Below are 12160 nucleotides of genomic sequence, written 5' to 3' on the forward strand. Positions count from 1 at the left end.
GTGAGCGCCGCTGTCCAGTGATAATCGCGTATGCTGTCCATCTTCTTCCGTATGTCATACACGGATGTGGTCGGGCCCTTTCTGTCACAGCGCATCGGCGGTACGCCATCCTTTGCATCGTAGAACTCAAAGGTAACACCGTAGCGTTCATAATAGTTCCGCACGAACGCGACGGTCGTCTTCCTGAGCGATGACGCTTCATCCGTGCGCCCATGGAGCGCCAGTCCGAGCGCGATGAGATAATTCGTGTTTATCCATGTCGCGCCGCGCCACATATCGGTGCCCCAGGTCGGTTCGGAAAGCGATACGCTTGGTACGGGGAACGCTGATGCGAATTCGTTCGGGTCATACAGATGTATGATGAGGCGATCGATTCGCTCTTTCGGCACGTTCGTGAGCATGAGCGGAAGGAATCCCGTCACCGCTTTTACCGGTGAAAGCGAACCGTTCGCATGGCGGTCGTAATAGAAGCCGCTTTTTTCATCCCAGAGGAGCGAGTGAACAAGCGTTTCCATCGCATCCGCTTTTTTATTCCAGGTATCCGCCCGCGCATGGTCGCCGAGTTCCTTCGCGATACGCGCGATCATGCGCATATCGTTCACGGCGAACACCGAGAAGTCGACCGCATCGAGATCAACAGCCTCGTCGAATCGCGGAGAATTATCGAGTCCGGATTCTCCGGAACGGCATTTCGGATCGCCCTCGATGTCCCAGACGAGAAGACCGCTCTTGTTCTTGTTGCGATGTGCAATGTCCCAGTTGATATACGCTTCGAGTTTCGGGAGCGCGAACGATAATGCGCTCTTGTCCTTTGTTCGCTGATAGTTTTCCCAGACGCCCCAGGCGAGTATCGGGGGCTGCGTTATCTTTGAGCGCCAGCCGTCGGGACGCATCTGATGCGGTATGAAGCCGTCGTTCGCCTGCATGGCGAGAACGGAGCGGAGATAATCCCAAGCGAGAGCGCCGTCGATATGATTCATCGCGAAGCTATGGAACACGGAATCCCAGAGCCACATGTCCTTGTGCGGAACGCGGTCAGGCGTCGACCAGCGGTGCGGGAACATGCCTTCCGGCGAAAGCGCATTGACCTTCATGACGCTCGCGCATTTTACGAAGAGCGCATCGCGCTTCAAAAGCGGCGGGAGTTTCATGTAATATGATGCACGGGCTGCTATCGTTTTCCCCATGTCATCGGCGAGCCCCTGCACGGCGCGATTCTTCGCTTCGTCGACGGATACGCCGTAGGAGAGTGCACATCGACCACCTGCAATGGCGAGCATGAGTACATCATTATGAGCACTGTCTGCGGAAATGACGAATTCTCCGTCCACTGACGCATTATCGCCGTTCTCAAGTACAAGTGATATTGTTGTACCTGCGGGCATGGTGCCGATAAGGGTATGCCATGCGGTGAATGCAAGTGTGACGTCGGCATTGCCGGTGCGAGCGATGACAATGTCGGAAAGAGCACAGGTGATGCTCAGCTGTGGCGTATCGATAGAAAAAATGCGCCGTGTCGGAGTATGAAAAAGGAATGAGAGCGGTTCTGCTCCGAACGTGGCGACGAAAAGCGATGCTGAATCCGTTCCGCCGTCGATGCCGGAAAAGCCGAACAAGGCGCCTTCGCCCCAGACATGCGGTGCTGCGATATCGAGATCATCCATGCTTGTACTCCGTTGATCGGTGCGCGCAGTATAGCCCATTTGTATTATGCGTCAACCGATGCAACGAGCGATGCAGTGAGCGAAGGAGGAACGTGGTTGCAGTAACGATGTCTTCACGGTACCATAGTGTTGCATGGGCATTTCGATAGCATTCATCAACAGCTGCTCCGACCTTACCGGATCGGTCAATTCGAAGATGTTCCTCGATCTCTATGCCGGCATGCATGCGGCCGCAGTACGCAGCGGCATTACCATACAAACGTTCGATCTATCGCTGCCTATCGATGAATTTATCCGTACCGGCAGACCGAGACATTACGACGCATTCATCGGCGCCATACCGCGGTGCATTGTTCCCTGGCAGAAAGCATGGAACACGCTCGAGGAAGAACGTCCGTGCGTGAACATCATGGTCGAATCCGAGCGCTCCGGGAGCTTCTATGTCGGCACCGACGAGCGGCGGGGAATGGACATGCTCGTTTCTCATCTCGTCAAGGAAGGGCAGCGGAACATAGGGTTCGCGTTGTCAACGAGCGAGCCGTATTCGCTGGAGCGCCTTGCCGGTTTCACTGACGCATCGAAGCGCTTTGCGCTGACCGTTCGGAATGAATGGATATTCTACGGCGACAGGCTGCATCGCCGCGGCATGCGTTCCATTGCTGCACGAAAGATCCTCGGTCAGATCGCGGTGACGAAAGGCATTGCACAGGCGGCCGGCGACTGGTATTGTTCACTCAGCGAGCGGCCGACCGCGCTCATGTGCGATAGCCCTACGCTCGCAGTAGCGCTAAAGGAGCGATGCCGTGCCGCCGGTACTATCGATGCAACGGCGTTGACCGCGTTCGATGATGAGCCGTCTAAGACCGAGGTGAACGCGATCACAACGGTGCGTCAGGATTTCCATCGCATCGGGAGCGAAAGCGTTCGCCGCGCGGCCGCGCTCGTATACGGGAAGCGTCCTCCAGCACGACTTCTTGTGAGACCGACGCTCATCGTACGGGCATCATCCAAACGGAGGACCGGGCGCGATTTCCGGCGTACCGTGGAGGATCATATCACACGCCACTATCGCGACGATGATGCGAAGGATATCGCAGCGGTGGTCGGCATGAACCGCGATGCGTTCGGGAGAAAGTGCAAACGCGTGTTCGGCACGACCTATATCGCGCTGCTCAATGATGCCCGTCTTGCGAAAGTGGCTGAGGCGCTTACGGAAACAAAGCGTTCCGTGACGGACATACTGTACGACTGCGGTTTTCATAATTATCAAAATTTCTGTATGGTATTCAAGAAGCGTTTTGCCATGACACCGCGAGCCTACCGGGACCATGGTCGGAAAAATTGATTTGTTCACGGCCGGAAAACTTGCATGCATGACGGCCATTATCTGATATACTGAGCATACGAGGAGCTACACTATGAGTATGAACCATGCTGCAGCCGTTATCACCATGAGCGCGTTCATGGTATGCGCCGGCACCATCAGGGAAGATTTCAAGACGCCGACGCTCAACAGCGAACTGTGGCGGGCGAATGACGGCGGAGGCACGATACGCATCGACAACGGGCGGCTGCGCGTTGCAGCGAAGGACGAATCATGGAAACGCGCAGCGATGTTCTCAAAGAGCGGCTTTCAGTTCTGGAACGAAACGGGCGTTACGCTCCGCATCCGGCTTACCATGCAGGTGACGGCAGCCTCCGATAAAAGTGACATGTCGGTGTTCATCGGATTTTCTCCGGATGCCGAAGCGAAAGGCATGCAGTCGACGGATAACGTCGCGGGATTATCCATTACCTACAGCAAAAATAACGGCGCCGACCTCGCGTTGGTGCTGAAGGATGCACTCGCAGAAGATACCAAGCGGCGGGGCGATGCAAAAGGGAATGTATTCCAGTACGAGTATCCTGCCGCGCATATACCGGTTCCCGAAGACGGGCTATCGCTCGATATCACGCTGAAACTGGATGGGTCGAACATCGAAGTGAAGGCTGACGGCATCGATTTCAAACAGAAATTCCCCAATGGTCTTACCAGAAAATCGTGGGAGAACGGTGTGTATCTCATGTTCCAGCAGATGAATTTCTCCGGGGGACGGGGTGCTGCGTTCATCGATGAAGTGACCGTGACCTACAGCGCGCTTGCGACCGCGGTAACGCTCAATACGCGCAAGGACCCGCCGGACAAGGACAAATATCCTGACCGCATTGTCGTGCGTTCGCAGAAGACCATCGGCCCCGACGCGTTCTCCGTACCCGGATACTATAATGCTTCGATGACGGGCATGAGCGATGCGCCGTCGGCGTGGGGAGGGCTCATCGCATCCATGGGAAACATCGTGCGTTTCCCGTACGGACTTGAGATATCGTTCCAGTTCTGGCCGTACGAAACGAAGGACTGGTTCGACGTGCTCGGGAAGAAAGGCGGGCGCTACGGAACGATACAATCGTGGTTTTATCCGAACGGCATCAAGTCGAATCCATTGACCGTACAGCAGATGCTCGCTGCGGCGAAAGCACAGGGTGTCAAGATAAATCTGCAGTTCAACACCATCGGCATGTTCAACGGGACGGATTTCGTGTATGTAAAGTCGCTGCCCGAAGACCGCATGAAGCGAGAAAATCCGATGGACGGCGGTGTCTTCAGTGAAAGCGCACTTGCGGCCATCGTTTCAAACAACGCGACGCTCGTTGAGTATATCATTGCCAACGGGTATCAGGATACGGTTGTCAGTTATGAGATGGACAATGAACGCTGGGACATGCCCGGCGAGGAATATGCTCTTGTCGTTGCTGCGCATATGAAGATGCTACGCTCAAAGATACCCAACGCACCGGTCATCGTCTGCCTTGGCGAACTGCCGTCGTATGCATCCGATCCTGAGAACACGATGTATGTGCGCTGGAGCAAGACGCTCCTTGTCAAACTCGCGTCGCTCGGCCTTGCCGGGAGCATCGATCATTTCGCGCCGCATATCTATCCCTATCTGTCCGACATGCCTGATGATTATCTCGCCAATAATCTCGATGATTGGGCGATACGCAACATGTATCGCAGTCTTGACGTCATGAGCGCGCTCCTTGATGCGAACGGATTTAAGAACGCGAAATTCTACGTGAGCGAATGGGGCGCGCAGTCGGACATAGTCGCCGGTGCGAGCAGGAACGATCTTATCAGTGCTATGGCGGTAGCGCTCGGTACCGCAAAAAGCGCCATGGCCATCTATACACATCCGCATGTGGCTGCGGCGACATTCCATCCCTTCCTGCACCGGTCACGGGTGAGCCGGAAAGAGGGAACTTCATTCTCAAAATGGGGCGGGCAGAGCGTGTACTTCATGGCCGACAGCGGCACGTATCAGACAACGCCGGTGCTCGAGGCGATGCTCATGCTCCGACAGTTCTCCGCCGGGAGCACGTTCATGCCGTCGTCGATAGCGCTCCCGAAGGGAGTGCATGTTATTGCCGCCGAAGATGCAATAGGAAATAAATTTTTCGTCGTCAATTCGACGGCTGCACAGGCGGTATTCCCGATGCCGGTATCCAAGAGGAGATCATTGACCGCGCCTTCTGTCAGCGCAACATCGGTGAAATACGGATCGTTCGGTGATGTGACAGGCGATATCGTTCCGATAGCGCCGCGCGACCACACGGACGCCGTCATTCCGCCATATTCGGTGAACATGCTCCGATAGAAACGATGTCACTGCCGCCGAACATCGTTCGTGAACGATACTATCGCGGCGGAAGAAAGTCTGCGTGCGTATCGGTCATAATGATAGAGCACGATGCGCTCCGAGAGCTTCCCCGTTCTTTGTCCATAGCGCCGGCAGGTACGGACTATCGACAGAGCTGCATCAAGATCGGTCTCGTCAACAGCAAGGATATCGTTCTTCATGACGCGATGACCTGAGAGCAGCGTATCGTTCACCGTGCGGTAGCGATGCGGTGCGAGCATAACGACATCGCCGGCGGGGATATCGCGTGCGCGAACATCGTTCATGAGCCGGATGAAATTCGATCGGCTTCCGTACTGACGGCACTGCGCATAGACGGGAACGGCAATATCAAGTGCAATAGGATAATCGGGAAGATATCGCAGATAGCGTTCTGCCGAAGCATCATAGATAGCGTTCGCGGCCGTGAAGTCTCTCGGGGAATGCACGTTGTAAAGCATGAGCATGAGTCGGTCAGCGGGGGGGGCGCCCATCGATTTCCGGTACTTTACCTGATGAAGCCGTATCGTCGACGATACGGTTACCGCAGTACTGCCGATGCCGAGGCGTTTCACTTCGCGGAGCATCGCGAAATAGGTGTCCCTGGTCTTTGCCGTCCAGTCGCTGTCAAGCTGTATCTCATCGATGCGGCTGCGGAAACCGGCATCATCGGCCATTGCGCGCACGCGTGAGACGACAGCGCGTGCGAGCGACGGGGCATCGGCATGGGTGAGCGCATCGACCGTAATAAAGACGACAGGAACGATACAGCAATTCGTTCCCGGAAGAGACCGGATGTTCGCCGGCGCGGTCGGTACCGCAGCACGTGTTCCCGTATCGTACGTGACATCAAAGAACCTGACATAGAGCCGTTCGGTGCCGAAGGAAGAGAACAGGATCCTGTCATTTTCATCGAAGCGGACATCCGTGCGCCAGTAATACCATCCGAGCGAAACATCGATGCGCGGTGAGCATCCGGCAAGGATAATGATGAGGAGCAGCGACAGCGGTTCAGAGAAGTGTTTCAAGTATCTTTACCGCTTCGGCTACCGCGGGCTCACATTTATTTTCGCGCATGTTCTCCGCCTCGTAGCGCTTCTTTCCCTCGTCCGTGGTAAGGTCGCAGCCGAGTATATCACGGCACGATGTGCTCCCGACGGCACGGCTGAATTCCGCGTCGAAGCGTCGTACCAGCTCATAGGTAGTATCGCGTTTCTCGTTCGTATCATCGTCAGCGCCCTTGCCGTATATCATACCGATGGCGAGACAGCCGCCGGTGACCGCGCCGCAGGTGCTCTGCAGGCGTCCGCGCCCGGCACCGAGACCGGTGGAGAGTTTGAGCGCCATATCCTCGGTGAGACCGTTCTCTTTCGCGAACACGGTGAACACCGACTGTGCGCAGTTGTATCCCTGTCTGAAATAATCGATAGCATCGTCAGCTTTCATGCCAAGATCCGTGATGTGATAAAGGGGAACACATCGCCCCCAAAGCGGTAGACCACAATGGGAATGGCCGCGATGAAACGTGTGAACGTTATCTGATCGATCTTCACGGGTCTGTTCATTGCGGAGCAGTATAATAGAGGTAGCGATATCGTCAAGTAGCACAAGTGCAGCACACGTGCGATCATGTGCGCATTGCGATTGCATTTTATCGGAAATAATGTACGGTGCGGCAATGGACGACCTCGCACAACTCAACGACGCGCAACGTCAAGGCGTGCTGCATACCGAAGGCCCGCTCCTGCTCCTTGCCGGTGCGGGAAGCGGAAAGACGCTCGTCATCACGACGAAGATAGCATATCTCATCCGCGAGGGCGTCGCGCCCGAGGATATACTCGCGGTCACGTTCACCAATAAAGCGGCAGGCGAAATGAAAGCGCGGGTGACAAGGATGCTCCCCGATATACGGGCATATCGCCTCTGGGTGCGTACCTTTCATTCGACATGCCTTCGCATACTGAAAGCGCATGCACAAGCGGCCGGGTACACGAACAATTTCGTCGTGCTCGACGAAAGCGACCGCGAGGCCGCGCTCAAGAAGGCGATGAAGGACGGGAATATCATCCTCCCTGCGACACTCAAGGTCTCGGCGGTCGCACGTGCGATATCCGATGCGAAGAACAACTGCATTACGCCCAAGGAGTTCCGGAAGAACATACGCGGCGGTTACGGACATCAGGCCGTCATCGCCGATGCGTATGCGCGCTATCAGGCGTTCATCGTGAAAGAGAACGCGATGGATTTCGATGACCTTATCATGAACACGATATTCCTTTTCGAGACGCATCCGGAGATACTCGCGTCGTACCGACATGCATGGCGCTATGTTCTTATCGATGAATTCCAGGACACCAATGTGTCGCAGTACCGTCTCGTTCGGCTGCTTGCCGACGAGAAGAGCAATATCACCGTTGTCGGCGATGACGATCAGAGCATTTACTCGTTCCGCGGCGCGGAAGTGAAGCACATCCTCGATTTCCCGAAGCATTTCGGGGACTGCGCGGTGATACGCCTTGAGGAGAATTACCGCTGCCCGGACACCATCGTTCATGCGGCGTTCTCCATTGTGCAGAACAACCGCCGCCGCCATAGAAAGGATCTGTTCTCAAAGAAAACATCGAAACATCCCATCGAGCTCATCTCGTTTGCTACCGATCGCGATGAGGCGGCCTATATCGCCGGCGAAGTGGAGAACCTCTTTTCCGCGGGAACGGAGGCGCATGACATCGCGATACTCTTCCGCACGAACGCACAGTCGCGATTGTTCGAAAAGGAATTCGTCGCGAGAAAGATACCCTACACGATAGTCGGCGGTTTCAAATTCTATGAACGCGCGGAAGTGAAGGATGCCATCGCCTTCCTGCGGCTGATAACGTACGGCTCGGACAATATCAGCTTCCGGCGCGTCATCAATACGCCGCCGCGCGGCATGGGCGAGAAGAGCGTGGATATGCTCGAGGCGTTCGCTGCGAAGCATGCCATCCCGCTTTTTGCAGCGCTCGATCGTCTCGATGAGATCGATTTTTCCGAAAAAGGGCGAAAACGTCTCGCGGCATTCCGCGATCTGATACGCTCGTACACGCAGACGTTCGCATCCACGGAGCTCGTGAGCACGCATGTGCGCGCGTTCATGGATGATATCGATTATTATTCAATACACAAGGACGAATGGCGGGCGGAAGAGGCGAAGGAGAACGTGGCGCAGTTAAGCGAAGCGATAGACGAGTACTGCGCGGCGACCCCCGGGGCAACGCTCGCGCAATTCCTTGAGGAAGCGCAGCTCTACTCCTCGGCCGACGAATCAGCGGGCGATACGGTGACGCTCATGACCGTACATAATGCGAAGGGTCTCGAATATGCCGCGGTATTTCTCACCGGACTTGAGAACGGCGTATTCCCGCATTACTTTTCCATGGAATCGCCCGATGGGCTCGAAGAAGAAAGACGACTCTGCTATGTCGGCATGACGCGGGCGAAGGAACGGCTGTATCTCACCAACGTACACCTCCGCATGACGGCCCGCGGTATGACGACGTGTTCGCCGTCGCTTTTCCTGCAGGAATTGCCGGAGGGTGCCGTCGTTACAAGGGATATCGGATCATACGGGAACATGTCGGTCGATATTGATGATGATGCGTTCGCGTATTGAACACTCATCCGTGGTGGCTTCAGCCCATCCATGCTCCCCCTTTCACATCTCCGAGAGAGAGGGGATGGGGGTTGTTTTGAAATCATGGACATTTGCTTTCAACCGGAAAAGAATGTATGATTGTACGATGGTAGATGCGATCTCTCGGATGGTGGCATGAGAATACAATTAATTGCAGCCGGTATTGCGATAATGGCTGTGATGAGTTGCTTATATTCGCCGACACGCAATAATCCGCTCGACCCGAATGCGGTTAATTTCCCCGGCTATGCGGATGGAGCCCACTGGACGCTTGCATCCCCTCTTGCCGATTTTCAAGGGCGGGGTGGACAAACGGCCGTTGTGTTCAATAGCAGGATGTGGATCATCGCCGGTGTTACAGCCGGATTTACCAATGATGTCTGGAGTTCCGCCGACGGCACTGTATGGAAATTGGAGAAAGACGTTGCTGCGTTTCGCGGCAGGAACGGACACGCATCGCTGGTGTATAACGGCAAGATGTGGGTGATAGGCGGGTCTGAGCCGAATAATACAAATGACGTATGGAGCTCGACAGACGGAAGGACGTGGATACGTGCCACATCGACCGCATTCGCAGGCCGAAGGGAGTTCGGCAGCGCTGTGTTCATGAACAGGATGTATGTCATTGGCGGGCAGCTGACGGGGTTTAAGACAAATGATGTTCTCTATTCTACCGATGGGATCACATGGGCGGCAGCGACCGGGAATGCCGGATTCGCTCTGAGAAGTCAGCATTCATCGGTCGTGTTCAACAATAAGCTATGGGTGATCGGCGGCAGTGACAGCGGCGGTATGTTCACGAACGATATATGGTCATCGACGGACGGCATTTCATGGAATTACAGCACGAGCGCCCCGTTCGCCGGCAGGGGTAATTGCTCCGCCATCGTGTACAACAACAGGATGTGGGTGATAGGCGGGGAATGCACCGGAAGTGTGTATACCAATGATGTTTGGTATTCTTCGGACGGGATCGTCTGGGCGGCGGCTACGACAAGAGCCTCATTCCCGGGACGTACGCAGGCATCAGCGGTCGTCTTCAGGAGCACGATGTGGGTCATGGCCGGTTCGTCAACGAACGATGTGTGGTTGGCTTCGTATCCAAAGTAACAGCGGGGAATGCGGCCCGCGGAGAAGATACAGTAGATATATGTCCTCGGCGAAAAAGCGATCACCTCGTCTGCCGATAATCCTCATCGGTGCACTATTCGCCGCCATCGTCATGCTTCCATTCCTCATATCGACAGGGTCATCGCGGAAAGCACCGGCGGTTTCGGGGAAAACCGAAACGCTCGTTATCGTATCGCCGCATCGGCGCGAAGTGCGCTTGGAGTACAGCCGCGGTTTTGCCGCATGGATGAAGGAAAAACATGGACGGGGCGTTTCGATAGAATGGCTTGATGTCGGCGGCACCAGCAAGATACTGAAAGACCTTGAATCGCGGTATGCAAAGACGCCGAATAATCCCGGCGTGGATATGCTCTTCGGCGGCGGTGTCGATCCATTCCTTTCAGCGCGCGATCAGGGCTGGCTGGATACCGTTGCTGTTCCTCCCGATACGCTTGCGGCTATCCCCTCGTCCTGCGGCGGCTCGCCGGTGTACGATACGGGGGGAACATGGTTCGGCGTGGCGCTGAGCGGTTTCGGCATCATCTATAATAAAAAGATACTTTCGCGGCTCGGCATAGCGGAACCGAGGACATGGGAAGATCTCGGGCGGCCGGAATATTTCACATGGATAGCATCGGGCGATCCGCGTTCGAGCGGCTCGGTGCATATGTGTTATGAGCTGATCATGCAGACGATGGGATATGAAAAGGGCTGGGCGCTCATCACACGGCTCTCTGCGAATGTGCGCCGTTTCGGCGAGGGCGGCGGTGTTGCGCCCAATGAGGTCGCGGCAGGCGAGGTCGCTCTCGGCATGGCCATCGATCAATACGCGCAGACGGTCATCGATATTCACGGCAGGGAACAGCTCTCGTTCGTGCTCCCGAAAGGTGCGACCACCATCGGAGCCGATGCCATCGCCGTTCTCAGGAATGCCCCATCGCGCTCGCTCGCCGTGCTTTTTCTCGACTATGTGCTCTCGGAACAAGGACAGCGTATACTGTTCACGCCCGCGGGGATGAACGGACAGAAGCATGCGCTCTATCGATTGCCGGTGCGAAAGGCGCTTTACAGCGATGCGAACGCACCCGCAGCGCGTCCGTACGATGATCCCGGCGGATTCATCTATGATCAGAAGAAAGGCAGCCGCCGGAGAAAGATACTTGCCGACCTTATCGGCGTCTGTCTCATCGATCAGCATGACGACCTTGCCCGCGCATGGAAGAGCATCATACGTTCGGGCATGGATGATGCGCGTATCCGTCGCTTGTGCACGCCTCCTGTCACCGAAGAGGAGCTCGATTCGGCCGCACGTGAATGGAAGGACCCGCGCAAGCGGCTTACGCGAATGACAGCATGGGCGAAGCTCTCAGCAGAGCGATACCGCGAGGAGCGATAACAATGGAAAGAACACATGGACATGCCATCGATGTGAAATCGGTGAGCAAACATTTCGGTGATGTGACCGCCGTGGATGATATTTCATTCTCAGTGAAGCCGCGTGAGCTTTTTTTCCTGCTCGGTCCGTCCGGCTGCGGCAAGACCACTATGCTCCGCATGCTCGCCGGTCTCGAATCGCCCGACAAGGGCGCCATCTTCATCGAGAACGCCGATGTCACCTCGCTCCCGGCGCATAAGCGCGACACACCGATGGTCTTTCAGAGCTATGCGCTCTGGCCGCCCATGACCGTGTTCGACAATGTCGCCTTCGGTCTTGTCGAACGCCGTGTGCCGAAGAAGGATGTCGCCGCACGCGTTACGCGCACGCTCACGCAGGTGGGACTCAGCGCGATGGCGAAGCGCAGACCCGGCGAACTTTCCGGCGGTCAGCAGCAGCGCGTCGTGCTCGCTCGCGCGCTCGTATTGAACCCGTCGGTCATGCTCCTTGACGAACCGCTCTCGAACCTCGACGCCAATCTTCGTGTCGAGATGCGCGAGGAGATAATGAAGCTCCATCGGGAAACGGCCATCACTTTCATCGATGTAACGCACGATCAGGCGGA

General features: G+C 56.0%; 10 protein-coding genes. 6 read left to right on the top strand and 4 right to left on the bottom strand.

Translation table 11 applies throughout. The features are described 5' to 3' along the window. Positions 1–1664: trehalase family glycosidase (locus AABZ39_12930; GenBank protein MEK6795677.1), on the bottom strand; the 1664-nt coding region annotated here is incomplete at its 3' end. Positions 1665–1797: 133 nt separating this feature from the next. On the opposite strand from AABZ39_12930, the gene AABZ39_12935 reads away from it, so the two are divergent. Further along, complete coding sequence (locus AABZ39_12935; protein ID MEK6795678.1) at positions 1798–3009, top strand: helix-turn-helix domain-containing protein; 1212 nt, start codon at positions 1798–1800, stop codon at positions 3007–3009. Between the two features lie 79 nt (positions 3010–3088). After that, positions 3089–5356, top strand: coding sequence for a hypothetical protein (locus AABZ39_12940; protein ID MEK6795679.1), 2268 nt, complete (start codon positions 3089–3091; stop codon positions 5354–5356). A gap of 8 nt (positions 5357–5364) precedes the next feature. On the opposite strand, the gene AABZ39_12945 is transcribed toward AABZ39_12940, so the two are convergent. Genes AABZ39_12945 through AABZ39_12955 form a run of 3 tightly spaced genes read right to left on the bottom strand, consistent with a single transcriptional unit; the run spans position 5365 to position 6942 of the window. Further along, positions 5365–6405 (bottom strand): hypothetical protein, encoded by a 1041-nt coding sequence (locus tag AABZ39_12945; protein ID MEK6795680.1) that lies wholly within the window; start codon positions 6403–6405, stop codon positions 5365–5367. Next, positions 6389–6823: a C-GCAxxG-C-C family protein gene (locus AABZ39_12950; protein MEK6795681.1), complete on the bottom strand. Its 435-nt coding sequence runs from the start codon at positions 6821–6823 to the stop codon at positions 6389–6391. The genes AABZ39_12945 and AABZ39_12950 overlap by 17 nt, the downstream gene beginning before the upstream one ends. After that, positions 6820–6942 (bottom strand): hypothetical protein, encoded by a 123-nt coding sequence (locus AABZ39_12955; GenBank protein ID MEK6795682.1) that lies wholly within the window; start codon positions 6940–6942, stop codon positions 6820–6822. The genes AABZ39_12950 and AABZ39_12955 overlap by 4 nt, the downstream gene beginning before the upstream one ends. A gap of 113 nt (positions 6943–7055) precedes the next feature. Here AABZ39_12955 and AABZ39_12960 point away from each other — a divergent pair, with 113 nt between their 5' ends. The 4 genes from AABZ39_12960 to AABZ39_12975 all read left to right on the top strand — a co-directional run. Next, complete coding sequence (locus tag AABZ39_12960) at positions 7056–9029, top strand: UvrD-helicase domain-containing protein (protein MEK6795683.1); 1974 nt, start codon at positions 7056–7058, stop codon at positions 9027–9029. 156 nt (positions 9030–9185) lie between these two features. After that, positions 9186–10160 carry a hypothetical protein gene (locus tag AABZ39_12965; protein ID MEK6795684.1) on the top strand — a complete coding sequence of 325 codons (975 nt, stop codon included), beginning with the start codon at positions 9186–9188 and terminating at the stop codon, positions 10158–10160. 40 nt (positions 10161–10200) lie between these two features. Then, a complete protein-coding gene (locus AABZ39_12970) occupies positions 10201–11556 on the top strand; it encodes an extracellular solute-binding protein (GenBank protein MEK6795685.1) in 1356 nt (451 codons plus the stop codon). Between the two features lie 2 nt (positions 11557–11558). After that, the coding region (locus AABZ39_12975) for an ABC transporter ATP-binding protein (protein ID MEK6795686.1) at positions 11559–12160 on the top strand (602 nt) is incomplete at its 3' end.

This window comes from Spirochaetota bacterium (assembly GCA_038043445.1).
GTDB lineage: Bacteria > Spirochaetota > Brachyspiria > Brachyspirales > JACRPF01 > JBBTBY01.

Bases quoted from the DNA above. Each gene is read 5' to 3' on its own strand.
- AABZ39_12935 (MEK6795678.1), top strand. From the start codon at position 1,798: ATGGGCATTTCGATAGCATTCATCAACAGCTGCTCCGACCTTACCGGA.
- AABZ39_12940 (MEK6795679.1), top strand. From the start codon at position 3,089: ATGAACCATGCTGCAGCCGTTATCACCATGAGCGCGTTCATGGTATGC.
- AABZ39_12950 (MEK6795681.1), bottom strand. From the start codon at position 6,823: ATGAAAGCTGACGATGCTATCGATTATTTCAGACAGGGATACAACTGC.
- AABZ39_12955 (MEK6795682.1), bottom strand. From the start codon at position 6,942: ATGAACAGACCCGTGAAGATCGATCAGATAACGTTCACACGTTTCATC.
- AABZ39_12960 (MEK6795683.1), top strand. From the start codon at position 7,056: ATGGACGACCTCGCACAACTCAACGACGCGCAACGTCAAGGCGTGCTG.
- AABZ39_12965 (MEK6795684.1), top strand. From the start codon at position 9,186: ATGAGAATACAATTAATTGCAGCCGGTATTGCGATAATGGCTGTGATG.
- AABZ39_12970 (MEK6795685.1), top strand. From the start codon at position 10,201: ATGTCCTCGGCGAAAAAGCGATCACCTCGTCTGCCGATAATCCTCATC.